22 protein-coding genes and 2 pseudogenes are annotated in these 24,297 nt (G+C 59.6%); 9 read left to right on the forward strand and 15 right to left on the reverse strand.

Going from position 1 to position 24,297, the window contains the following annotated elements; all coding sequences use genetic code 11:
• Positions 1 to 9: 9 nt before the first annotated feature.
• Positions 10 to 402 carry a FlgB family protein gene (locus ACMHLQ_RS11895; protein ID WP_415405016.1) on the reverse strand — a complete coding sequence of 131 codons (393 nt, stop codon included), beginning with the start codon at positions 400 to 402 and terminating at the stop codon, positions 10 to 12.
• 82 nt (positions 403 to 484) lie between these two features.
• On the opposite strand from ACMHLQ_RS11895, the gene ACMHLQ_RS11900 reads away from it, so the two are divergent.
• On the forward strand, positions 485 to 1,852 hold the full coding sequence (locus ACMHLQ_RS11900; protein ID WP_415405017.1) for a FliI/YscN family ATPase: 1,368 nt from the start codon (positions 485 to 487) through the stop codon (positions 1,850 to 1,852).
• A 109-nt stretch (positions 1,853 to 1,961) separates the two neighbouring features.
• Here the strand turns inward: ACMHLQ_RS11900 and ACMHLQ_RS11905 are convergent, their stop codons facing one another.
• From ACMHLQ_RS11905 to ACMHLQ_RS11930, 6 genes are all read right to left on the reverse strand, one after another.
• Positions 1,962 to 2,750: a DUF1217 domain-containing protein gene (locus ACMHLQ_RS11905; RefSeq protein ID WP_415405018.1), complete on the reverse strand. Its 789-nt coding sequence runs from the start codon at positions 2,748 to 2,750 to the stop codon at positions 1,962 to 1,964.
• 6 nt (positions 2,751 to 2,756) lie between these two features.
• Complete coding sequence (gene flbT / locus ACMHLQ_RS11910; RefSeq protein WP_415405019.1) at positions 2,757 to 3,158, reverse strand: flagellar biosynthesis repressor FlbT; 402 nt, start codon at positions 3,156 to 3,158, stop codon at positions 2,757 to 2,759.
• A complete protein-coding gene (gene flaF, locus ACMHLQ_RS11915; protein WP_415405020.1) occupies positions 3,155 to 3,532 on the reverse strand; it encodes a flagellar biosynthesis regulator FlaF in 378 nt (125 codons plus the stop codon). The genes flbT and flaF overlap by 4 nt, the downstream gene beginning before the upstream one ends.
• A 71-nt stretch (positions 3,533 to 3,603) precedes the next feature.
• Positions 3,604 to 4,923: a flagellin gene (locus ACMHLQ_RS11920; protein ID WP_415405021.1), complete on the reverse strand. Its 1,320-nt coding sequence runs from the start codon at positions 4,921 to 4,923 to the stop codon at positions 3,604 to 3,606.
• 207 nt (positions 4,924 to 5,130) lie between these two features.
• Positions 5,131 to 5,490, reverse strand: a complete 360-nt coding sequence (locus ACMHLQ_RS11925; RefSeq protein WP_415405022.1) for a flagellar biosynthesis protein FlgN — start codon at positions 5,488 to 5,490, stop codon at positions 5,131 to 5,133.
• Positions 5,480 to 5,761: a rod-binding protein gene (locus tag ACMHLQ_RS11930; RefSeq protein WP_415405023.1), complete on the reverse strand. Its 282-nt coding sequence runs from the start codon at positions 5,759 to 5,761 to the stop codon at positions 5,480 to 5,482. The genes ACMHLQ_RS11925 and ACMHLQ_RS11930 overlap by 11 nt, the downstream gene beginning before the upstream one ends.
• Positions 5,762 to 5,877: 116 nt before the next feature.
• Between ACMHLQ_RS11930 and ACMHLQ_RS11935 the strand changes: the two genes are divergently transcribed.
• Both ACMHLQ_RS11935 and ACMHLQ_RS11940 read left to right on the forward strand, forming a co-directional pair.
• Entirely contained in the window at positions 5,878 to 8,004 is a 2,127-nt protein-coding gene (locus tag ACMHLQ_RS11935; RefSeq protein WP_415405024.1) for a flagellar hook-length control protein FliK, read from the forward strand.
• Between the two features lie 6 nt (positions 8,005 to 8,010).
• Entirely contained in the window at positions 8,011 to 8,673 is a 663-nt protein-coding gene (locus tag ACMHLQ_RS11940) for a flagellar hook capping FlgD N-terminal domain-containing protein (protein WP_415405025.1), read from the forward strand.
• Here ACMHLQ_RS11940 and ACMHLQ_RS11945 read toward each other — a convergent pair.
• The 5 genes from ACMHLQ_RS11945 to ACMHLQ_RS11965 all read right to left on the reverse strand — a co-directional run bounded on the left by ACMHLQ_RS11945 (position 8,670) and on the right by ACMHLQ_RS11965 (position 13,945).
• Positions 8,670 to 9,989, reverse strand: coding sequence for an NAD(P)/FAD-dependent oxidoreductase (locus tag ACMHLQ_RS11945; protein WP_415405026.1), 1,320 nt, complete (start codon positions 9,987 to 9,989; stop codon positions 8,670 to 8,672). The genes ACMHLQ_RS11940 and ACMHLQ_RS11945 overlap by 4 nt on opposite strands.
• Positions 9,986 to 10,804, reverse strand: coding sequence for an ABC transporter permease subunit (locus ACMHLQ_RS11950; RefSeq protein ID WP_415405027.1), 819 nt, complete (start codon positions 10,802 to 10,804; stop codon positions 9,986 to 9,988). Before ACMHLQ_RS11950 ends, ACMHLQ_RS11945 begins: the two co-directional genes overlap by 4 nt.
• A complete protein-coding gene (locus tag ACMHLQ_RS11955; RefSeq protein ID WP_415405028.1) occupies positions 10,801 to 11,676 on the reverse strand; it encodes an ABC transporter permease subunit in 876 nt (291 codons plus the stop codon). Before ACMHLQ_RS11955 ends, ACMHLQ_RS11950 begins: the two co-directional genes overlap by 4 nt.
• A complete protein-coding gene (locus tag ACMHLQ_RS11960; protein ID WP_415405029.1) occupies positions 11,673 to 12,800 on the reverse strand; it encodes an ABC transporter ATP-binding protein in 1,128 nt (375 codons plus the stop codon). The genes ACMHLQ_RS11955 and ACMHLQ_RS11960 overlap by 4 nt, the downstream gene beginning before the upstream one ends.
• 62 nt (positions 12,801 to 12,862) lie before the next feature.
• Positions 12,863 to 13,945: a polyamine ABC transporter substrate-binding protein gene (locus tag ACMHLQ_RS11965; RefSeq protein WP_415405030.1), complete on the reverse strand. Its 1,083-nt coding sequence runs from the start codon at positions 13,943 to 13,945 to the stop codon at positions 12,863 to 12,865.
• Positions 13,946 to 14,092: 147 nt separating this feature from the next.
• Here ACMHLQ_RS11965 and ACMHLQ_RS11970 point away from each other — a divergent pair, with 147 nt between their 5' ends.
• Positions 14,093 to 15,490, forward strand: coding sequence for an aspartate aminotransferase family protein (locus ACMHLQ_RS11970; protein ID WP_415405273.1), 1,398 nt, complete (start codon positions 14,093 to 14,095; stop codon positions 15,488 to 15,490).
• Here the strand turns inward: ACMHLQ_RS11970 and ACMHLQ_RS11975 are convergent.
• A complete protein-coding gene (locus ACMHLQ_RS11975; protein WP_415405031.1) occupies positions 15,474 to 16,640 on the reverse strand; it encodes a M24 family metallopeptidase in 1,167 nt (388 codons plus the stop codon). The genes ACMHLQ_RS11970 and ACMHLQ_RS11975 overlap by 17 nt on opposite strands.
• Positions 16,641 to 16,821: 181 nt before the next feature.
• On the opposite strand from ACMHLQ_RS11975, the gene ACMHLQ_RS11980 reads away from it, so the two are divergent.
• From ACMHLQ_RS11980 to ACMHLQ_RS12000, 5 genes and pseudogenes are all read left to right on the forward strand, one after another.
• A complete protein-coding gene (locus ACMHLQ_RS11980) occupies positions 16,822 to 17,922 on the forward strand; it encodes an ABC transporter ATP-binding protein (RefSeq protein ID WP_415405032.1) in 1,101 nt (366 codons plus the stop codon).
• An 80-nt stretch (positions 17,923 to 18,002) separates the two neighbouring features.
• A pseudogene (locus ACMHLQ_RS11985) lies at positions 18,003 to 19,111 on the forward strand (extracellular solute-binding protein).
• Between the two features lie 84 nt (positions 19,112 to 19,195).
• Complete coding sequence (locus tag ACMHLQ_RS11990) at positions 19,196 to 19,483, forward strand: DUF1330 domain-containing protein (protein WP_415405033.1); 288 nt, start codon at positions 19,196 to 19,198, stop codon at positions 19,481 to 19,483.
• 3 nt (positions 19,484 to 19,486) lie between these two features.
• Positions 19,487 to 21,124 (forward strand): ABC transporter permease, encoded by a 1,638-nt coding sequence (locus ACMHLQ_RS11995; RefSeq protein ID WP_415405034.1) that lies wholly within the window; start codon positions 19,487 to 19,489, stop codon positions 21,122 to 21,124.
• A gap of 11 nt (positions 21,125 to 21,135) precedes the next feature.
• A pseudogene (locus ACMHLQ_RS12000) lies at positions 21,136 to 22,014 on the forward strand (ABC transporter permease); the annotation flags it as partial.
• Between the two features lie 99 nt (positions 22,015 to 22,113).
• On the opposite strand, the gene ACMHLQ_RS12005 reads toward ACMHLQ_RS12000, so the two are convergent.
• On the reverse strand, positions 22,114 to 23,481 hold the full coding sequence (locus ACMHLQ_RS12005) for a lytic murein transglycosylase (RefSeq protein ID WP_415405035.1): 1,368 nt from the start codon (positions 23,479 to 23,481) through the stop codon (positions 22,114 to 22,116).
• Positions 23,482 to 23,539: 58 nt separating this feature from the next.
• Positions 23,540 to 24,259: a helix-turn-helix transcriptional regulator gene (locus ACMHLQ_RS12010; RefSeq protein ID WP_415405036.1), complete on the reverse strand. Its 720-nt coding sequence runs from the start codon at positions 24,257 to 24,259 to the stop codon at positions 23,540 to 23,542.
• Positions 24,260 to 24,297: the final 38 nt, after the last annotated feature.

The following is a 24,297-nucleotide window of genomic DNA, read 5'->3' on the forward strand; positions in this document are numbered from 1 at the left end:
CGTTACCCTTTATTGACGGCCAAGGCTGGCGCGCGCGATGTTCAACGCTGATTTGTAGATCGCCAGAGAACGGTCGTGCTGACGCTTGGCGTCCGTTGCTCGCAACATTTCGGATTCGATGGACACCGTGTTGCCGTCCGGTGCGGCAAAACTCCGGTCTTCGGTCATTAATCCGTCAACACCCTGTTGCACGGCACCATGCAAATGCCCGGGTCGCGTGGCGCGCTGCATCGTCGCCCCATTTTCCTTGGGCGCGTAGATTTCCTGGAAACTGGGCAGATCACGTCCGACATATCCGGGCGTATCCGCGTTGGCCACGTTCTGAGCAACAACCGCCTGTTTCTGGCCTGCATGGACGGCCATTGCGTAAGCCGTTTGAAAAATAGTCAGATTCTGGAACATCGGGGCTTCTCCCTCGAGCAATTTCAATCAAGGCTTAACCGTGATTCCTTTAAAAACTGTTTGCAGCCATCTGGAGGATCCGATGCAGCAAGCGGCGCGTTTGAAATCATTGAACAAACACCTTTCCGGTCTTCAGGTCGCTCGCAGACTGGGGCGCGTGATCGGCGTTCAGGGCGGGATGCTGTCGGTTACGGGTCTGGATCAGGACGCACGCATCGGGGACCGCGCTGAAATCACGCGTCGGGATGGCAGTGTTCTACATGGGGAAGTTGTCCAATTGACCCCTTCCGGCGCCATCGTTTTGCCAGACTCGCCCGTTGCAGGTATTGCGCTTGCTGATCGTGTTGTACTGGATCGGAACGCGGGCATCGCGCCGGATATGTCGTGGTTGGGCCGGATCATTGATCCGGACGGAAACCCGCTCGATGGCATGCCGTTGACGGCCGGGCTTGCACCCCGCGCACTCTTGTCACAGCCCCCCGCTGCGGCAACCCGACGCCCTTTGGGCCAACGGCTCGACACCGGGCATGTCGTCTTTGACACGATGTTGCCGATCGTGCGCGGTCAGCGGATCGGGTTGTTCGCGGGGTCCGGTGTCGGCAAATCCAGCTTGATGGGTCGCCTGGCGCAAGTGATGACAGCCGATGTGGTGGTGATCGCCATGATTGGGGAACGCGGGCGCGAGGTGCGGCATTTCGCAGATGACGTTTTGGGTGAGGCCGGGCGCAAACGCACAATTCTGATAGCAGCCACATCCGATCAATCGCCGCTTGTTCGGCGTCGATGTGCATGGACAGCCATGGCTGTTGCAGAGCATTTTCGCGATCAAGGGCTGTCGGTGTTGCTGCTCGCGGATTCGATCACGCGATTTGCAGAGGCACATCGTGAAGTGGCGGTGGCAGCGGGTGAGGCGCCAGTCTTGCGCGGCTTTCCGCCATCCACGTCCCACATGATCATGTCTCTATGTGAACGCGCCGGTCCGGGTGCGCATGACCAGGGCGACATCACGGCCGTTTTCAGCGTGCTGGTTGCCGGATCGGACATGGATGAACCGATTGCTGATATCTTGAGGGGGGTCTTGGACGGCCACGTCGTTCTGGACCGCACCATTGCGGAGCGGGGGCGATTCCCGGCCGTAGATATCCTGCGCTCCGTTTCGCGCAGCTTACCGTCTGCGGCCTCCGAAGAAGAGAATGAAATCATCGCACAGATCAGGCGACACATGAGCGTTTATTCACAAAATCAAATGATGATATCTGCCGGTCTTTACTCCGCGGGTGCGGATCCAGACATCGATGCAGCCATGCAAATCTCGCCAGCCATCGACGATGCAATGACACTTACACATGCGCAGGGATGCGCACACAGTTTTGATCAACTGAAACTCGTTCTTCGCAGGGCCGGGGCAGGTATGGGCGGAAAGGGTAAGTTGACGCCCATGCGCCATTGATGATCCTCTTTGTGCCGGACTTTCGACGCGGTCGACTAGAAGTATCCGGCGACCTCGTTGACCAGAGCATGCCGCCTTTCCGGCAGCTACGCCACTTCGACATCTAATGTCATGTGCTAAGAAGCGTCAGCGCAATCGCAGCACCTGACGCACCTGCACCGCCCTCGTTCAATTGAGACCGTGCGAGAAATGTCGTGATCAACCTGTCCAGGTTGTCGCTGTCAAGAAATTCGGCCGGGTCAGAGACACCAAAGATACTTTCGGTTCGATCCTGAAAAACAGCCAGCTGCTGGTCGATGTCTTGCTGGCCGAACGAAGAAGGCAGACCTAGGGCCGTCTCGAACAACGTGCGCAAAGGCGGTTGCCCCATGATCGTGAACCATTTCTGCGCTTCACTACCAGACTCACCAACCACATCGCTCAATGTGCGCTCTGCATAAAGCGCAATACGCATCGTCTCGTCCTGCGCGCCCGTGGCAACTTCGAAACTGTTGGCCTGGTACTTCTCAATGATTTCATCAGCAAAACCTGGGCGAAGCACGCCGCGTAGTTCGCCCGGGCCCAAACCAAACGCCTCGGAAAAGTCGCGATAGCGACTGTCCGTAAACCGGTTGGCCAGTGCATCGTCCGCTGTTGTGCCGTCGCTGAGCATTTTTTCGATGAAAAAACGGTTGTCGATATCGTCTTGCAAGCCGAAGGCGCCCAAGGCGACCGTCAACATTTGTCGGTCGGATACCAGTTCTTCCGCTGTGGTGACGGACGCGATCTTTTCAGCAAACTGATCCGTTTCCCGCTTGAGCTGAGCAGATTGATTGAAGGTCGCCAACTGCTGGTCGTAGGTTCGCTGCAGGAACTGCCAACCGACAAGGCCAGAGGATATCAAGACCGGCTGATACATGGGAATTCAGGCTCCCGCAGCCAACAGGCGTTCTTCTCGAGGCAGCAAAGTGCGCAGAGCTTTTAAGCAGCGATAGTGGTCGTCTTGCACCAAAGCTGCAGAGGCCATGTCCAGATGCTTGCGACTGTCATGGTCGATAAAGACCTGGCTCAATTCCTCGATATTGCGCAGCAATGATCTGCGGGCTTCTTCCTTGCTCGCGTCGCCGGACAGGACCAATTGGACCGCGTAACATACCCGCCGCACAGGTGTTTTGGCATCTTCTGGATGGATGGCATCGCGCAATCGCAAGATATGCGCATCGGGCGTCATGATGGCCAGTCGGCTGCGCCGATCTCCATTCTCAATTACGGCACCGTTAATCAAGACCCGCTCTTTCGGGCTGAGCTTTAGGATGAGTCCGCTCATGTGATGGCGCCTTCCGTTTTTAGGCCGCGTAGGATGGCCATGTTGATTTCCAGAAGCGGCAGGACCGACGCTTTTTCCTTCAGAACCCGGCGCGTGTGCTGGCTGGTAAACTCACCAAGGTAGACGATGCGTGCCTTCAGCTCATTGGGCAGAGGGTTTTCAGGGTCCGCCACGTCAACGACAAGGGCGGTCCAAAGCTTCTGATTGATGTGCAATGCTTCAGCGAGGCCTGGAAAATTTGCTTTCCGATCAACGGCGCGGTCCCGCAGTTGCTGTGTCACGCGGCCAATCACTTCGTACTCTGCCCGACGATCACTACGGGTGGAGACTGCGTTTTCCGCGTATCCGCGCATGGCCTGAGACGTTGCGTTCACACTGTCACCTGTTCAAATTCGAAGAAGGGTTGAAGTGGCGAGGCGCTGGTTCAGCGCCTCGCCTCGTTGGCTTAACGGAACAGCGACAAGATCGTCTGCGGCGCCTGGTTGGCAATCGAGAGCGACTGCACGCCCAGCTGCTGCTGGGTCTGCAAGGCCTGCAGACGCGCCGACACTTCTTCCATGTCCGCATCAACAAGCGACCCGATGCCGGATTTGAACGAGTCCGTCAGGTTACTGACAAACTCGGACTGTGTTTCAATCCGGTTTTGCACGGTACCAAAGGACGCGGCAGCACCAATCGACTGCTCGATCAAAGCATCAATTGTTGTCAGGGCGGCCGCAGCATCCGAATTTGTGGTCACGTCAACATTTGCCAGAGCGCCAAGGCCACCGGAAGACGCTGTCGAGCCGGGTGTACCGCCGTTCTGGAACACCGCACCGACATCAACGTCTGCTGCGGTCGCACCAGTCGAGAACGTCAGAGTGTTGTTCGCAATATCGACAGACACTGCATAGCCATCCGCACTGTCGGTCGCGGCCTCAAAGAATGCGCTCAGCTGGTTTGCGAGGCCATTGATGACATCGGCTTGACCATCTTCAGAACCAGCGACGAACTGGAAGTCACGACGACCTGTTGCCGAGCTGCCATCGGCAGTGTTGATCGACAAGCCATCCAGGGTCAGCTGGTAGCTGTTGCCTGCAGAGACGGCGCCAAAGCTGACCGTGACACTGTTACCACCCGTGACCGTTTCTGATGTGACCGGGTCGGTGGCGGCCGCAGCAAAGCCGGTGTTTGTCGCCGCCACTTGGATCGCTTCGTTCGCCAGAGGCTGGGTAGACGCGCCTGTACCGAAGGCCTGAGCAGTGACCGGAGTTGTCGTCGACAGGTTTTGACGAACCACGTCAATTTGACCTGCTGTCACCGTGCCACTGTTGTCGCGGTTCAACGACGACAGAATTTGGACATTGTCGGTGCTGGAGCCGTCGATCAGGTTCAGACCATTGAACTGCGCTGCGGCAACGACCGAACCGATCTGGTCGGTCAGGGACGTGATGTCTTGCTGGATCGCGTCGCGGTCGACATTCTCTTCCTGCGCGGCAACGATGCGACCCTTCACTTCGTTCAGCAGGTCGGTGATGGTTTCCGACGCATTTGCGGCAACCGCCACCGTACTTTCGCCCAGCGACAGGCTTTCAGACACCGCTTTGAAGCCTGCGACATCCGATTCCATCACCTTGGAAATTGCCCAGACGGCGGAGTTGTCTTTTGCGCTGGACACCGACTTACCCGTCGAAATCTCGCTTTGGGTCATCGCCAGGTTTTTGTTGATGGATTTCAGTGTTTGCAGCGCAACCATTGCGCTGTTGTTCGTAAGAATGCTCGACATGTGCATTTCCTTTTGTCACGGCGCTTTGCGCCAGGGTTTACGTCCCGCCCCTGTGGGACAGACCAATTGCCGTTCTGACAAATGCACACCCCCGTGACTGGGGTCATGCGCCACCCGAATTGAGTGCCCGGGCAACATGACCCTCATATACCTAATGGAACCCTAAGGACCGGCAGCGCATATGCATCGGATTTGAATCAACACAGTTCATGCACGTTTTTCGACTGATCCATTGCTGCGCACATCGACCGTCCGCTTTTTTCCGAAAGAGTCGTAAGTATCCAAGGATTGCCGCACCCGCCGGATCGCGGCCAGGCGCCGTGCGACCGATCGCACACCATCCAGTGCTGAATCGAGCAAGGCCTGATTCCGCTCGACCTTGGCTTGCAGCCCTTCGAAATCCGAACGCTCCTTGAACTCGATGCGATTGAGTGCGTCGATCAACCCTTCTTTGCGCTCAAGCAAACGGGCAACATCTTCAAGGTTGCCTTTCAGAAGTGCCGCCCGTTCTGCATCCAGAAGGTCATCCAGTGAATCGATTGTGTTCTGCAGATCTTCACGTGTCATTCTGGCGCTCCTTCAAGGCATCAAACAGGCTTTCGGCCAACCCCAACCCACCGGATTTGACGATTTCCTCGGCCTGCGCCTGAACGAGAAAAGAGGCGAAATTGTCCTCTCCCGCACCGCCGCCGAACCCTTCTCGCGCTTTGCCGAAACCCGCTGATTTCAGCATCTCGGCCAGAAACGTGGCCTCGAGCTTCTGAGCCGCAGCACGCAGTGCCGCATCCCGGCCAGACGGTTTTGGCGCAAGTTCAGAATGTATCGACCCAATCTCCATGGGTAATTCCTTTCAATTCGAATGATTTTCCGGATCATGCCGGATCATCGGTAAAGAACCGGTAACCATCGATGACCCATGGTGCGCGTAACGTGGAAGAAATCCCGGAGACGCGTATGAACCTCGACTTGATAACCGGCACGTCCGGAGCGGCCCAACCGTCCAAGCCGGTGCTGCCTGCTCCAGAACAGGGTGAGGGGTTTGCAGATTTTTTTCTGAACGCGGCGGCGTCTGATCAAGAGGCGGAAGCGACCGCAATGACGCTGGCGGACGAGGCGCAAGCAAACGAAGATGACCTTGGTTCAGATAACAGTGTCGAGGGTCGACATCGTGACGCTCATCCGGACACCGTCGCGCCAAACGCGCAGCCGACAAAGTCGTTCCAGACCGAGCAGCCGCGAGGCTCCACCGCCGACGAGGCACCCACGGGGACTGGCACAAAAGCCAATCACGCCGATGGTGGGACACACACGACATATCCCCGCACGGATCGCGGGATCGCCAGCACGCCGGCGGCACTGTTTACCGGTGTTCAAAACGATCGGGCGACGGTCATTCGGGTGACAGGCAAACCGCAAGACAGGGTGCCTGCAAATCGTGGCGCGACAGCACCTTCCGGCCCTCGGCTAGAAGTTCCTGCAAACACGAGCCATCCTGTGGCAACACCAGAGGTGGCGTTACATTCTGCTTCAGTAGTTGAATCAAACACCGCCAAAGGATCTGAGCTTACCAAATCGACACCGCGGGCCGGCCTTGCGGAAGTGTCACCTCGACACTCACACGCGCCATCACGCTTCGGTGCAATGATGGGAACTCATGCTCCAGACGCTGTCGACAGCGCGGCGTCCAGCACCACCAGCAGTGTCAAAGTCATCACTGTCCACACCATCGTGGAGCAAACACAGCCACAACGCGCTGACGCGCAGGCAACATCAACGTCTGTCGATACTGCAGAACACGTCAAAAATGTATCCGTTCACCACGTGGGCGCCAAAAACCCGATCGCTGGACAGGCGCCTACCGCAACTGACAAAGCGCCCAGCACCCAAGGGGAGAAGAACAAACCATCTGCGGCGACAACTGCCTTGGCTGAGGGTGACCAGCCCGAAGGCCCATCGCACGGTAAGAAGGTGGACAGAGTTGAAATTTCCCCATCCGTTGCGCCAAAAGTGAAATCAGGTAACCAACCGGTGGCTTCGCAAAATCCGCGTGTTAACGCAGTCAGGCCGACGACAGTGTCCTTTGTGCCGGATGCTGCAAAGGCCGATTTGCAGGCTCAGACAATCGTGTCCCAGTACAGCGAACGCGTCAGGTCAGACCCTGCAGGTTCGGCTCAAGCCAAAGTGCCGGCGAGCGTACAACAGATCGCCACACAATCGATTGTCGATCGGCACCTCAATGGTCAAACGGCAACCCTGATCACCGAAGGAACACAGCGCGGCGGCGGCAACGAGGCATCCACGATGCCCCCAACCACATTGAGCGTGGCAGAGGCTGCGCCCAAGGGCCAAAAACCCAATAGGTTGTCCACACTTTCCGTATCTCAATTCGCGATATCAGCCCACCATCCCAAATCGGAACAGCAGCACCCAGCGCTCGTGCGCGGGGATCAAGCTGCAGATGGTGCGCCCCTAACAATCTGGGGCAAGTCGGATGTCCGTCCGGTTTTGAGCGCGCGCACAGCCGTGAAACCCTTGGTTCAATTGCCCCAAACCCGCGTGGAGGGCAGCGCGCGCGCTGACACACCTTTCGATGCACCCAGCGAGATCGTCTGGGATGTGCGAGGCTCCAATCTGGCTACGCCTACGACACATCTCGCCCCCCTGACCAAGGCCGAGATGCCCCCTCACATTCCCCGCCAGATCGCCGAAGCGATCCACCGATCCCCGGAAAAAACCGTCGAAATCGCGCTGAACCCGGTCGAACTGGGCCGCGTTCGCATGGTGCTGAGCGCCACCGACGCGGGCATAAGCGTCAGCATTCTCGCCGACAGGCCAGACACCCTCGATCTGATGCGGCGCAACATCGATGACCTCGGTCAGTCCTTTGCCGAGCTGGGGTACGAGGATGTGTCCTTTTCGTTCGAACAAGGCAATCATGCCGAAAACAGCGACAATACGGGTGATCCGCCGGACACCGATATGACCACGCTCGAGATGCCTAGCGGGCACCCTTCTGCACCGGCCGCACCCAATCCACCCCGGCTTTCCATCACGCCTGAAGGCGTCGACATGAGGTTTTAGTGACAAATGGACATACTTTCTGCAACCAACGCCGCCAGCACGACGACCACGTCTTCAAGTGGCAGCAATGCCAGCGTTCTCAGTTCGGACTTCGAGGTGTTCCTGAAAATGCTGACCGCACAGGCAGAGTATCAGGACCCGCTGGAGCCAATCGATTCATCAGAATATGCCGCTCAACTGGCGCAGTTTTCGATGGTAGAGCAACAGGTCACAACCAATGACCTGATGGAGCAGATGTTGCAGGCATTGGGTGCAAACGACATGTCGGGGGCTGCGAACTGGATCGGTATGGACGCTTTGGTGTTTGGGCCTGCAAAGTTCGACGGGGACCCCGTGACCATCGCGCCCAACCCACCCATTGCAGCTGATGAAGTGTCGTTGATCGTCACAAACGCACAAGGCACGGAAGTTCAGCGTATCGCATTGCCGCTTGGGGCAGAGCCCTATGACTGGACCGGCACCAAGGCCGATGGCACCGCGTTCGCACACGGCGAGTACACGTTCGAGATTGAAAGCAAGGCAAATGGTGAAATCCTGTTGACCGAACCGGCGCTCACCTACTCGCGTATCACCGAGGCCAGGATCGAAAACGGATCGACGCTGCTGGTGCTGGACAGCGGCTACATGATCGCAGCCAACAACGTGACCGGCCTGCGCGAAGGCGCTTAGGGTTTCAGGTCACTCAGATGGAACGCACCGTATAGCGGCGGCATGATCATCCTGCGGAACGGCCCAAACGGGAACCGGCGGGCCGGATCTTGCATACCCGCAGGATAAAGATCGGGCGTGTGCCCAAGTGCAAGCTCAGCCAATATGCGGCCCGCATAGTTACCCATCGCCACGCCGTTGCCATGGTAGGCAAACCCCGCCAACAGGTGCGGGGCGCCTGGCACCACGCCTGCAAATGGCAACATGTTGCGTGCAAGGCAGACCATCCCCGACCAGCTATGCGTCACCTCGACACCGCGCCATGCCGGGAACATGCGCCGAAAATCCTGCAACACGCGGTGACGGGCCCGCGCCTCGGCCCGCGCGGATGAAAACACCCCACCCCGCATACCGAACAGAAAGCGCCCGTCAGGCATCAGGCGAAAGTAGTGCAACAGCTTGCGGGTATCGTAAGCCATCTGGCCCGTTGTCCACCCTTGCGCCTGCTGCTCGGCTGCGGTGATAGGGCGTGTGACAAGCACCGTGGATTGTGCTGGCATATAGCGGGTCGCCATCCAGTCGGGCACGTCTTCGCTGGAGTATCCGTTCGTGGCCAGAATGATCCGGTCAGCGCGCACCGTCCCTCGCTTGGTCACCACGTGGGTCCCATCAATCTGCGTCACCGCGCTGTTGTCAAAGCATCGCGCACCAGCCGCCCTGGCCGCATCAAGCAAACCTTTGACCAGCTTTGCGGGGTTCAGGCCAAACCCGATCGGAATGGTCATCGCGCCGTGAAACGGGCCAGACATCCCTTGCGTGTGCAACTCATCGCGCGATACCAACTCTGGCATCACCCCGTAGTTCTCCTGCACACGCGCGGCATCTGCCTCGAACTCCAGCATCTCGCGCGCACGGTGAGCCAGACATGTTTCGCCAACCGAATGGCGCTCCACGTCCAGGTCCAACTCGGCAATCAGCGCTTCGACGGATCGCACAGCCTCGACCTCGGTACGCCGCCATTCCAAACGCGCCGCACGACCATAGGTCTGATCGATGGCACCATCAGATGCCATGCCGCCGCCAAGACAACAAAAGCCACCGTTCCGCCCGGATGCGCCCCAACCCATGCTGTTGGCATCGAGTAGGACAACGGACGCACCCGCGCGCGCCAGATGCAAGGCCGCTGACAGGCCTGTGAAACCACCCCCAACGATTGCGACATCGCATGCGACGTCACCCTGCAATGTCGGATTGGATGCAATGTCGACGGTGTTATCCCACCAGCACCCTGTCCGTGGCCCCGGCCCATAGGCGTAATCGGAAAAGATGCGCCTCATGCTGCGCGCGCGGCGGCCTGTTCATCCCGCTTGGCCCGCACCGCCGCCTGCTTGCTGGCCAGGGACGCAACGATAACCCCAATGGTCACCAAGCCGATCAAGATGGTGCTGAGCGCGTTGATCTCCGGGCTCACCCCCAATCTGACCGAAGACCAGATCTTCATCGGTAGCGTGGTAGCGGATGGTCCGGAGGTGAAGGATGCAATCACAAGGTCATCGAGGCTGAGGGTGAAGGCCAGCAACCAGCCCGAGATGACCGCGGGGGCAATGATGGGCAAGGTGATCAAACGGAAGGCTTCAAAGGGGGATGCGCCAAGGTCAAGCGCGGCTTCCTCCAACGACCGGTCAAAGGTGACAAGGCGCGAGGACACGACGACCGACACGAAACACATCGAAAACGTGGTGTGGGCCAACACGATGGTCAGAACACCCCGGTCAAGCCCGATGCCAATGAACAGCAACAACAGGGACAGGCCCGTGATCACTTCGGGCATGACCAGCGGGGCGTAAATCATGCCGGAAAACAGGGTGCGCCCAAAGAAGCGACCACCACGGATCAGCACATAGGCCGCCATGGTGCCCAGAATGGTCGCGATGGTCGAGGAAATCACCGCCACCCGCAAGGTAACCCAGGCGGCATCCAGGAACGCCTCGTTCCGCAGCAACTCGCCATACCATTTGGTCGAGAAACCGGCCCAGACCGTCACCAGCTTGGACGCGTTGAAACTGTAGATCACAAGGATCAGCATCGGCACGTAAAGGAACACAAAGCCAAGCGTCAGCGACACGACATTGAAGGGCGACAAGCGGTTCATTGATCAGCCTCGGCCTGGCGCTGTTCGTTGCGCTGGAACAGCACGATGGGCACGATCAGGATGAGCAGCAGGATAACCGCCACCGCACTCGCCACCGGCCAGTCGCGGTTGGAAAAGAACTCTTCGAACAGCACTTTGCCGATCATCAATGTGCCAGAACCACCCAGCAGGGATGGGATCACGAATTCGCCCAAGGCCGGAATGAAGACGAGGAAACAGCCCGCGATGATGCCGTTCTTGGACAGCGGAATCGTCACTAACCAAAAGGCTTTCAGCCGTGAGCAGCCCAAATCCTCAGCCGCCTCGATCAGTGATCCGTCGAGGCGATCCAGCGCGGAATAGATCGGCAGGATCATGAATGGCAGATAGGTGTAGACGATGCCGATATAGACCGCCGTGTTGGTGTTCAGGATGGTCAGCGGCGCGTCGATGATCCCGATCCACAGCAGGAACTGGTTCAAAAACCCCTCGCCCGACAGAATGCCGACCCATGCGTAAACCCGGATCAGGAACGAGGTCCAGAATGGCAAGATCACCAGCATCAGCAATGTGGGCCGCCATTGTTCGGGTGCGCGCGCCATCGCGTAAGCCATTGGATAGCCGACCAGCAGGGTCAGCAGGGTCGAAATCAGCGCGATCTGGAGCGAACTCAGATAAGCCTTCCAGTACAGATCATCCTCGGTCAGAAAGATGAAATTCTCGAAGTCGAGTTGCGACAGCATGGTCCAGATGCCGTCCTTGGCCGTGGGCGTGTAGGGCGGAATGGCCAGCGCGATGTCGGACAGCGAAATCTTGAACACCACGGCGAAAGGGATCAGGAACAGTGCCAGCAGCCAAAGATACGGCACTGATATGAGGAAAATGCGCCTCATTTCTCCAGCAGCACCCCGGCGGTCTTGGTCCAACTGACCCAAACATTGTCTTCCCAAGTGATATCACGGCGCGACAGGCGGCGTGTATTGGCGGTCTGCGCCTTGATGATCTGACCGCCCGGCAATTCCACATGGTAGGTCGACAGATTGCCCAGATAGGCAATGTCCAGAACCTTGCCCGACAGCAGGTTTTCAACGCCCTCAGGCTTGGCAGTGTGAATGGCCACCTTTTCAGGGCGCACTGCCAGATGCGCAGTTTGCCCATCCGAGAATGCGATGTCCGACGCGGCGGTAACGGGCGTTTGCCCCGCGGCAAAGGTCAGGTCAAACGCGCCGGGGCCCGAGGCGCTGACCTGTCCGGCGATGATGTTCACGTCACCGATAAAGTCGGCAACATAGACAGAATTTGGCGCTTCATAAATCCGGTCGGGCGTGGCGACCTGCATGACCCGCCCCTCGTCCATCACCGCAATCCGGCTGGCGACGGTCATCGCCTCTTCCTGATCGTGGGTGACGATCACAAATGTCGTGCCCGTCTTTTCCTGGATGTCCATCAGCTCAAACTGGGTCGCCTCGCGCAGCTTGGCATCAAGCGCGCCCAGCGGTTCGTCCAACAACAGCAATTTGGGTGCCTTGGCCAGTGACCGCGCCAAGGCAACGCGCTGACGCTGTCCGCCTGAAATCTGGTGCGGCTTGCGACGGGCGAACTTCTCCAGCCGCGTCAGCTTCAGCATCTCTTCGACGCGGATGGCAATCGCGGCCTTGTCCTTGCTTTCGCGGCGCAGACCAAAGGCGATGTTGTCCCAGATGCTCAGATGCGGAAACAGCGCGTAAGACTGGAACATCATGTTCACGGCACGCTTGTTCGGCGGCACCCGCGCGATGTCACTGCCCGCCAGTTCAATCGACCCTTCGCTGGGTGTTTCGAACCCCGCCAGCATCCGCATCATCGTGGTCTTGCCACAGCCCGATGGCCCCAGAAGCGCAAAGAACTCGCGTTCGAAAATGTCGAGTGTCAGATCGTCAATCGCCGTGAAATCGCCAAAGCGTTTGGTGACATTGCGAAACCGAATCAGCGGTTTCTCTGCCGGGTCGTCCCAGGGGGCGAAAACAGTCTCTGCCAAGGGGAATTCCGTCTAAAATGAGAAAGGGCGCGGAGGTGTCCCCGCGCCCAGAAAACCGGGTATCAGGTGCCCGATTTGATCTTGGTCCACATCCGCGTGACCGTACGCTGGACGCGCGCCGGATAGGGTGTGGTTGTGTACAGGTTTTCCAGCGTCGCCTCATCAGGGTAGATCGCCGGATCGCCGATCACGTCCTCGACCAGGAACTCCTTGGAGGCCGCATTGCCGTTGGCGTAGTAGACGTAGTTCGACGCGGCCGCCATGTTCTGCGCATCCATGATGAAGTTCAGGAACATGTGCGCGCCTTCGGGGTTGGGCGCATCTGCCGGGATTGCCATCTGGTCAAACCACATCAGCGCACCTTCGCTGGGTGCGTTATAGGCAACCTCGACGCCATTCTCGGCCTCGGCAGCCCGGTCGCGCGCCTGCAGGATGTCACCTGACCAGCCAAAGGCCACGCAGATGTCGCCATTGGCCAGCGCATTGATGTATTCCGAACTGTGGAACTTCTGGATGTAGGGGCGCACGCCCAAAAGGATCGGCTCGGCCTTGGCCAGCACATCGGGGTCATGGCTGTCGGGGTCTTCACCGATGTATTTCAGGGCTGCCGGAATCATCTCGGTCGGGGCATCAAGGAAATGCACACCGCAGGCGGCCAGCTTTTCCATATTCTCGGGGTTAAAGACCAACTCGAGCGATCCGATGGGTGCATCTTCACCCAAAATCTCCTGCACCTTGCCAACGTTCACGCCGATGCCGGTGGTGCCCCACATGTAGTTGATCGAATATTCATTGCCGGGGTCGTACTGGGCGGTCCGCGCCTCGACCACATCCCAGAGGTTTTCGGCGTTGGGCAGCTTGGACGCATCCAGTTTCTGAAACGCGCCGGCGGAAATCTGGCGTTGCAGGAACGTACCCGAGGGCACAACCACGTCATACCCGGACGAACCCGCCAGCATCTTGGTTTCCAGCACTTCGTTGCTGTCAAACACGTCATAGATCAGGTCCAGGCCAGTCTCTTCCTCGAACTTGGTCAGCAACTCTTCGTCGATATAGTCGGACCAGTTGTAAACCCGCACTTCATCCGCCAGTGCAGCGCCGGTCAGGGCAACGGCTGCGGCCGTGCTCAGCATCATCTTTTTCATGGTGTACTCCCGTTGAGTGCCCGGTTTTCCGGGTCAGCCCACATGAAAACAAGTTTTGTGCCAGCCGTCCAGCCAGATTGCATCTGGCGGATTGACGGGACGCGCGTTGCCCATATTGTCAGCACGTTCTCTAACCCCGAGGTATTCATGCCCGCGATCACCAACCACCTGCCCACATCCGAGCTGCAAGCCCTAGATGCCGCGCATCATATGCACCCCTTCACCGCGGGCGGAGAGCTGGCCGAAAAAGGCGCGCGCATCATTACCCGGGCCAAGGGCGTGTTTCTGCATGACAGCGAGGGGAATGAAATCCTCGACGGCATGGCGGGGCTGTGGTGCGTGAACATCGGCTACGGACGTAGCGAGTTGGCCGACGTGGCCGCGCGCCAGATGAAGGAACTGCCCTACTACAACACCTTCTTCCAGACGACCCACGTGCCCGCCATTGCGCTGGCCCAAAAGATCGCGGAACTCGCGCCGGGCGACCTGAATCACGTGTTCTTTGCTGGATCGGGGTCAGAGGCGAACGATACAAACATCCGCATGGTCCGCACCTATTGGGCGATCAAGGGCAAGCCGACCAAGACGATGATCATCAGCCGCAAGAACGCCTATCACGGATCATCTGTCGGATCGGGCAGCCTGGGTGGCATGACCCCGATGCACGAACAGGGCGGCCTGCCCATCCCCGACATTCACCACATCAACCAGCCGAACTGGTGGGCCGAGGGCGGTGACATGACGCCCGAGGATTTTGGCGTCGCACGGGCGCAGGAACTCGAGGCCGCGATCCTTGCCCATGGCGAAGACCGTGTCGCCGCATTCATCGCCGAACCGATCCAGGGCGCGGGCGGGGTCATCATTCCGCCCAGCACCTATTGGCCGGAAATCCAGCGCATCTGTGACAAATACGAAATCCTGCTGATCGCGGATGAGGTCATTTGCGGCTTTGGCCGCACCGGTAACTGGTTTGGCAGTCAGACCCTGGGGATCAGGCCGCACATCATGACAATCGCCAAGGGGCTCAGCTCGGGTTACCAGCCCATCGGCGGGTCCATCGTGAGCGACGAGGTGGCCGAGGTCATCGGCTCGGGCGAGTTCAACCATGGCTACACCTATTCCGGCCACCCTGTCGCCTCTGCCGTGGCACTGGAAAATCTGCGCATTCTCGAGGAAGAGAACGTGCTGGATCACGTGCGCGATGTGGCGATGCCCGCCCTGCACGAGATGTGGCACGGGCTGGCCGATCATCCACTGGTGGGCGAGACCACGATTACCGGCATGATGGGGTCAATGGCCCTGACACCGCACAAGGACAGTCGGGCCAAGTTCGCCATGGACGCGGGCACCGCAGGTTTCATGTGCCGCGAACGCTGCTTTGCCAACAACCTGGTGATGCGCCACGTCTATGACCGGATGGTCATCTCTCCCCCGCTGGTCATCACACCGGAGGAAATCGCAGAACTGGGGCGCCGGGCACGGACCGCACTCGACGAGTGTTACGCCCAGCTCAAGGATGGGGATATGCTCAAGCCTGCTGCTTGACGATCATCCCCCGTGGGCGATCACACAGGCACTCCGCCGGACCATCCTCGGTGATCCGGATGCTTTCGGTGATCGCCAGCCCCCAGCCGTCCATCCACAGGCCGGGCATGAAGTGGAAGGTCATGTTGGGCTGCAACACAGTGTCGTCCTCGGCGCGGAACGACATCGTGCGCTCGCCCCAGTCCGGGGGGTAACTCAGGCCGATGGGATAGCCACAGCGCGCCGTGCGCTCGATCCCGATCTTGTTCAATGAGGCGTTCAGCGCAGCCGCCACATCACGGGTTTGATTGCCCGCGCGGGCCGCATTCAAGCCGGCCTCAAGCCCTTCGATCACCGCCTCTTCCGCGCGCTTCATCTCGTCCGGCGGGTCGCCAAGGAAGACGGACCGGCACAAGGGCGCGTGATAGCGGCGATAGCATCCAGCGATTTCAATCGTCGTCGCCTCGCCCTTTTCGAAAGGGCGGCCATCCCATGTCATGTGCGGTGCGGCGGCATCCGCCCCCGAGGGCACCAAGGGCACGATGGCAGGATAGTCACCCCAATCGTCGCCCACCCCGCGAATGGCATCGCGAAAGGCGTCGGCCACCACCTCGTTCTTGGGCACACCCGGCGCAATGCGCGCGGCCATCCCGTCCACAACGGCTTCGGAAATGCGCGCAGCCTTGCGCATATGCGCAACCTCGACCTCGGACTTTACCGCACGACACCAATTGGCAAGGCCCGTGGCATCGACCAGGTTCAGATCGGCACCGGCCAGCACGGCATAGGCCTGCGCAGAGAAGTAATAGTTATCCATTTCGACACCTACACGGCCCCGAAGGTACTGCGCGGCATCCTCCATCGGGTGGCGCTCAGACGTTTGAATGAAGTGTTCCGCATAGCCCACAGCCCTGTCCGGGGCCATCCACATGGTGCGATGCGCCCCTGCGACGTCTTGCAATCGACCCCACCACAACGGGTCAGCGTCATGGGTAACGATGACGCCCTGATGCACATAGAACGACCAGCCGTCATAGCCTGTCAGCCAGCACATGTTGGACGGATCCGTGATCAGCAAACAGTCCAGATCGGCGCGCGCCATGGCCGCGCGGACCTTGACCAAACGTTCGCGGTATTCGTCCTCGCCAAATGCAGGTTTCCTGATTCCCATCACGCTTCCCTTCACAAACTGGCAGCACAATTGCCCAAACCCGGCTGATTTTGCAGTGAAATCGACCAGATTGTGCAGTGAGACGCGTTTTTCACACCTTCGATGTTGCAACACGATGGCCGTGCAGTTTTAGTTGCCGCAACTGGCAGTCAACTGCCGGACATAAAACGGGGAGCCAGACTTGGCTGATACTGCAACTGACCAGGCGTTCGTCGAATTCGAACGCGTGCAGAAGAGTTATGACGGCGAAATCCTCGTCGTCAAAGATCTCAACCTTTCGATGCCCAAAGGCGAATTCCTGACAATGCTCGGGCCGTCTGGTTCCGGCAAGACCACCTGTCTGATGATGCTGGCGGGATTCGAAACGGCAACGCATGGCGACATCCGTCTGGGCGGCACGTCGATCAACAACATCCCCCCGCACAAGCGCGGGATCGGCATGGTGTTCCAGAACTACGCGCTGTTTCCGCACATGACGGTCGCGGAAAACCTCAGTTTTCCGCTGGAGGTCCGCAAGATCAGCAAGTCCGAGCGCGAGGAAAAGATCATGCGCGCCCTTGGCATGGTGCAGATGCAGGATTTTGCCGGGCGCCGGCCCGCGCAACTGTCCGGCGGCCAGCAACAGCGGATCGCCCTGGCCCGCGCGCTGGTGTTCGAACCCGAACTGGTGCTGATGGACGAACCCCTGGGTGCGCTCGACAAGCAGTTGCGCGAAACCCTGCAATTCGAGATCACGCGCCTGGCCCACGATCTGGGGATTACCACGGTCTACGTGACGCATGACCAGACCGAAGCGCTGACAATGTCCGACCGCGTTGCCGTGTTCGACGATGGCCGCATTCAGCAGCTGGCCCCGCCAGACGCCTTGTATGAGGAACCGCAAAACAGCTTTGTCGCGCAGTTCATCGGCGAGAATAACACGCTCATGGGCGCCATCGAAAAGATCAAAGGGGACACCTGCGAGGTGCGCCTTGATGATGGCAGCATCATCGACGCCAAACCGATCAACGTGACCGAGGTTGGCCAGCGCACCCGCGTGTCGATCCGCCCCGAACGGGTGGAGATGGACAAGGCGCGCCTCAACCCCGACGCACACACGCTCAAGGCCGAAGTGCTGGAATTCATCTACATGGGCGATATCTTTCGTACACGACTGCGTGTTGCCGGAAACGACGAATTCATAATCAAGACACGCAATGCCCCCGACCAGATCCGCCTGACCCCAGGAACGCAGATCGACATCGGGTGGATGCCGCAAGATTGCCGGGCGCTCGACGCCTGAGCACGTCAAGAAGGCTGGGGCGAAGCCCGTTGTCCCGCCTTCCACACTCAAACACGGGCTTAAATAGTGGGAGTAATACCATGAAAATGACCAAGACACTCTTGGCCACAACGGCGCTGACGGTCGCGTCGGGCACTGCCTTTGCCGACGGCCACATGGCCAGCGATATGACACTTGTCAGCTGGGGTGGCGCATACCAGTCCAGCCAGCAGAACGCCTATGTTGCGCCATATATCGAAAACAACCCCGGCGTCACCGCCGTTTGGGACGAAAGCTCGGCCGAAGCCGTGGCCAAACTGCGCGCCATGAACGAAGCGGGCAACGTCACGTGGGACGTCGTTGACGTTGTGGCCGCCGACGCGATCCGCCTTTGCGACGAAGGCCTCGCGCTGGAAATCGACGCGGACGAGCAACTGGCAGCCGCACCCGATGGCACATCTGCTTCGGACGACTTTGGTGACCTGCTGGTCTCCGACTGCTTCATCCCTCAGATCGTGTACTCGACCACATTCGGCTACCGCACTGACCTCGTGGGCGACACACCCCCACATCCGTCTGCGCCGTGTTCGACACCGAAGCCTATCCCGGCAAACGTTCGCTGGAAAAGCGCCCGATCAACAACATGGAATGGGCGCTGCTTTGTGACGGTGTGGCCAAGGATGACGTCTATGACGTTCTGGGCACAGCCGAAGGTCAGGACCAGGCCCTGGCCAAGCTCGACACCATCAAGGACGACGTGATTTGGTGGTCCGCCGGTGCCGACACACCCCAACTGCTGGCAGATGGCGAAGTCATCATGGGCTCGACCTATAACGGTCGCCTGTTCGCAGCGATCGAAGAGCAGAAGCAGCCCATCGGCATGCTCTGGGACGCGCAGGTGTTCGACCTTGACGGTTGGATCATCCCCACGGGCCTGAGCCCCGAGCGTGAAGCCCGCGCACTGGACTTCGTCAAGTTCGCAACAGACACGCAGCGTCTGGCGGATCAGGCCAAGTACATCTCGTACGGCCCTGCACGCGCATCGTCCGCACCGCTGGTCGGTCAGCACGCATCGCTGGGCATCGACATGGCGCCACACATGCCAACCGATCCCGAAAACGCCAAGAACACGTTCCTCTACAACTACGAGTTCTGGGCTGACTACCGCGATGACATCGACGCCAAATTCCAGGCGTGGCTGGCTCAATAAGATCGTAGGGCGGGGCTGACCCGCCTTACCCAAGACCAGGTGGGGCGGGTCCGCTCGCCCCACATCTCAAATCCGGAGACGACGATGCCCAAAGGTTACATCATCGGCCACATCACCGTGAACGATCCCGAGGCGTACAAAGAGTACATCGAAAAGGACACGCCGATCCTGTTGCGCATGGGCGCCGTTCCCATCGTACGTGGAGGCCAGGCTCAGGTGATGGAAGGCGAAACCCAAAACCGCCACGTTGTCTTTGAATTCCCGTCCTATCAGGCCGCGCTCGACGCCTATGACGACCCCGAATACCAAGAGGTGGCCAAGATCCGGCACCGCACCGCCACCAGCACCATCCTTGTTGTGGAAGGCGTCTAGACCATGGCCGAAGTAATGATGGCCGCTGACGGCACGCCCCTGAAACGCAGTCTTGCCCGCGCCCTGCGCCGCCAGAAACTGCGCGCGCTTGCGCTGATCGCACCGCTGCTGCTGTTCGTGCTGATCACGTTCATCGTGCCCATTGCCTCGATGCTATTCCGGTCCGTCGAAAACGAGATGGTTGCCAACACGCTTCCCTACACGGTCGAGGCGCTGGCAGAATGGGACGCATCACAAGACGCGCTGCCCTCCGAAGACACCTTTCAGGCCATGTTCTTCGACATGTTCCTTGCTGCCGAAGCCAAGCGCCACACGCGGCTCGGCACCCGCCTGAACTACGAAACCACCGGTCTTTCGTCGCTGTTCCGCCAGTCCGGGCGCAAGCTTGATGATGTGGCCGACATCTCTTACGAACCGCTCGAGGATCTCGACAAGGGATGGGACGACGGTGAGACGTGGTATGCCTTGATGAACGCGCGCGGAGAGGCCGACGACGCCCTGATGCGCGACCAACGCAACCGCGTCGCCCGACTGACCGATACCGAATCCCGCGGCGACGTGAACTTTGCCCCCGACGCCGAAGTCGCCGCGCTTCTGCCGCTGGCGGCGCGCGAATACACAGCCTGGGCCATCTACGTCGCAACCCAGTCGGGCCGTGATCCTGCCGCCCGTGACCCGTGGGAGGCTATCGCCCCCGCCCTTGTCCTTGACCTGCAAACCGCCGATCTCGGTGGCTATTCCGGTCCGGCGGCAGAGATGTTGCGCACGGCACAGGCCGCCAACCTGCCGGTTCCAAACTTTGCCGACGCCTTTGCGGACATGGACGAAGACTGGGCAACTTCCAAACCTTGGCAAACGATCCAGACCCACTCCAGCAAGTTCACCAGCGGTTACTTTCTGAACGCCGTAGATGCGCAAAAAACGCCTGAGGGCGTCGCCTGGCAGCCCGAAGACAAACAAATCCTGATCAAGCTGTTCGGGCGCACGATCTGGATGTCACTCCTGATCACCGCGTCCTGCATCCTGCTCGGCTATCCCATCGCGTGGTTGCTGGCGAACCTGCCGATGCGCAAGGCAAACCTGCTGCTGATCCTCGTGCTGCTGCCCTTCTGGACATCGCTGCTTGTGCGCACATCCGCGTGGAAGGTGATGTTGCAACAACAGGGCGTGATCAACGACGTGCTGGTCTGGATCGGCCTTGTGGGGGACGCCAACCGCTTGATCATGATCAACAACCAGTTCGGCACTATCGTGTCCATGACGCACATCCTGCTGCCGTTCATGATCCTGCCGATGTATTCGGTCATGCAGACGATCCAGCCCAGCTATCTGCGCGCTGCCAAATCACTCGGCGCCACCAACTGGACAGCCTTCTGGCGGGTCTACTTCCCGCAATCGGTGCCGGGCATCGGCGCGGGATCTATCCTCGTCTTCATCCTCGCCATTGGCTATTACATCACACCCGAAATCGTCGGCGGCACCAAGGGCGTGTTCATCTCGAACCGCATCGCCTACCACATCTCGTCCTCGCTCAACTGGGGCCTCGCGGCCGCACTCGGGTCGATCCTGCTGGCAGCAGTGCTCGTGCTCTACTGGGCCTATGACAAGATCGTGGGCATCGACAACGTCAAGCTGGGATAACGCACATGGGCCTTCCTCCATACGCCACGCTGGGTCAGCGCATCTGGTACTACAGCTTCCGGGTGATCTGCGGGCTGATCTTCTTCTTCCTCGTGGCGCCCATCGTCGTGGTCATGCCGCTGTCGTTCAACGCACAGGACTTTTTCACGTTCACGCCTGAAATGCTGCGTCTCGATCCCGCAGGCTACTCGCTCAAACATTACGAGGATTTCTTCACCAACCCGCAATGGCAGTTGGCGATGAAGAACTCGCTGATCATCGCCCCCATCGCGACGATCATCTCTGTGTCACTTGGCACACTGGCCGCCATCGGCCTCTCACAATCCCACGTTCCGTTCAAAGGGGCGATCATGGCGATCTTGATCTCGCCCATGATCGTGCCGCTGATCATTTCGGCCACCGGCATGTTCTTCTTCTACTCGTCCCTCGGCAACTGGATGGAGGGCACCTTGGGCCTCGACAAAGGGTTCGTGGGCTACGTCAAGGTGATCCTCGCCCATGCCGTCCTCGGCATTCCCTTCGTGATCATCACTGTCACAGCCACGCTCGTCGGCTTCGACCGCTCTCTCACACGGGCCGCTGCCAACATGGGGGCCGGGCCGGTCACGACCTTCTTCCGCGTGCAGATGCCACTGATCCTGCCAGGCGTGATCTCGGGCGGCCTCTTTGCCTTCATCACGTCATTTGACGAGGTGGTCGTGGTGCTATTCGTCGGGTCGGCCAGCCAGAAAACCTTGCCCTGGCAAATGTTCATCGGCCTGCGCGAACAGATCAGCCCGACGATCCTTGCCGTGGCGACAATCCTCGTCGTGATCTCCATCGCCCTGCTGACGACGGTGGAACTGTTGCGCCGCCGATCCGAACGGCTGCGCGGGATGAGCCCGGGCTAAGGCTGCTCATCTTCATCTTGCCAGAAAAACTCCGGGGGAGGCCGAAGGCCGGGGGCAGAGCCCCCTAAATGATAGTGTCGCCGCAAGGCGTCCTTTGGATCACCGCAACCGCTCCAGCAGACTCAGCGACGCATAGCCGTCCTGGTCCAAACCCTTCGACCGTTGAAAGCTGCGCACAGCCTCGATCGTCTTAGGGCCGATCTTGCCATCGACCCCTTGGGTGCTGAAACCCGCACCCGTCAGGCGGCGCTGCATTTCCTTGCGCTCGGCAAAGGTCAGCGCGCGGTCGCCACGCGGCCAATCTGCCTGAATGGCAGGGCCGCCCTTGATCCGATCACTCAGGTGCCCGACGCCAATCACATAGGCATCCGCCGCGTTGTAGCGTTCGATGACAGAGAAGTTTTTGAACACCATGAACGCCGCGCCCTGCCCACCCGCGGGCAACAGGATCGATCCTGCACCATAGTTCGGCACTGCGCGGCCATCCATCCCCACAACGCCCAGATTGGCCCATTGTGCCGGGCTGCGCTTCACCTTGCGATTGGCCGAGGCATAGTCGAACCCGCGCGGCAGTTTGACTTCAACACCCCAGGGCTGCCCTGTGACCCACCCAAAGCCGGCCAGGTAAGCCGCCGTCGATGCCAATGCGTCTGTAGGGTCGTCCGACCAGATGTCCCGTTTGCCGTCGCCAGTAAAGTCGACAGCGTGGTCGAGGTACGAGGTCGGCATAAACTGCGTGTGCCCCATCGCACCAGCCCATGAGCCCGTCATGCTGCGGGGGCGGGTATCGCCGCTTTGCAGGATCTTGAGGGCCGCGATCAACTGCCCCTCAAAGAACTTTCCGCGTCGTCCGTCATAGGCCAGCGTCGCAAGGCTTTGCACCACATCGTTCTTGCCGCGATAGCTGCCGTAAGCGCTCTCAAGGCCCCACACAGCGACGACGACCTCCTTTTCGACACCATATCGTTTTTCAATCGCTTCCAGCTTGCGACGGTGCTGACGCAGCGCCGCCTTGCCATTCTTGATCCGGCTGTCGGACGCGGCACTGTCGAGGTATTCCCAGATCGTCTTGGTGAACTCGGATTGGTTGCGGTCGCGTTTGATCACGTCCGGGTCATAGCGCACACCTTCAAAGGCCCGGTCATAAGTCGACCCGCTGATACCTTGCACGATGGCACGCCCGCGAAATCCCGTGATCCAGCGCTGAAACCCGGCATCCTCGGCCGTCTTCGGAACCGCTGGCGGCGCAGGCTCCGCGACCGTTGCGGGGCGCGTTTGCGGGCGTGTCACTTGCACGGGTTCAAAGGTCAGAACAGACCCCGGATTGGCCCGGCTTACCGTATCGTTCACGGGTCGGATTTCTGGTCGGATGGATTGGGCGATCGGCTGCGCCGTCGCAATGGATCCAAGGATCAGGGCGCTGCTCAACGCCCCAAGGGTGACTGCCCACCGCATATGTTGCCTCATTGGTCGCTTGTTTCGCGTTGTTTCCAATTTAGCGACAGTTCGCTTTTCAGGAAAGGGATCAATCCGCCTGGGCGCGATCCTTTGCCACTTCGTGCGTTTCTGCCCGAATGCGCGCCAGATGATCACGCAGCAGGGATACGCGATGCGGCCGGAAACTTTCGTCCGTGACACTCAGCGTATCCATGCGGTCCAATCGAAACACGCGAAAGTCCTGCCGCAGGTGGCACCAAGCCAGCAGAACATTGGTGTTCTCCATGTAAACGATGCCAAGTGGCTTGACCGCCCGCTCGGTCTGATCCCCCTTGGCGTCCTGATAGGCAAAGCGCACGCTGACCTCATCCCAGGCCGCCTGTCGCAGCTTGGCCACGTCGATGCGTGGCGGTTCGGGGCGCCAGTAGCGGCGCGCATCCAGCACCGCGTGTTTCAGCCGGTGCGCCTGTTTGGGGGGCACCCGCGCCTGTATTTTGGCCAACGCCGAGGTCGCCGCCTTGGCCAATGCAGGATCGGCAATCACCGCCACATCGCGCAGCCCCAGAACAAGGGCCTCCAGCTCGTCATCCTCAAACCCCAGGGGGGGCAGGGTCGCATCCTCGATCAGGGTAAAGCCAAACCCGGCCTCCCCATCAATCACCGCCCCCAGACCGCGCAATTCATCAATATCGCGGTAGATCGTGCGCAGCGACACGTCCATTTCATAGGCCAGTGACTGCGCCGTCACGGGCGGTGAAAGGCGGCGCAGCGTTTGCATCAATTGGAACAGTCGGTGTGTACGTGTCATGCCTTCACCCTAGCACATGTCCTGCCAGTTATTGACAG

It is taken from the genome of Tateyamaria algicola (assembly GCF_047715485.1).
Lineage (GTDB): Bacteria > Pseudomonadota > Alphaproteobacteria > Rhodobacterales > Rhodobacteraceae > Tateyamaria.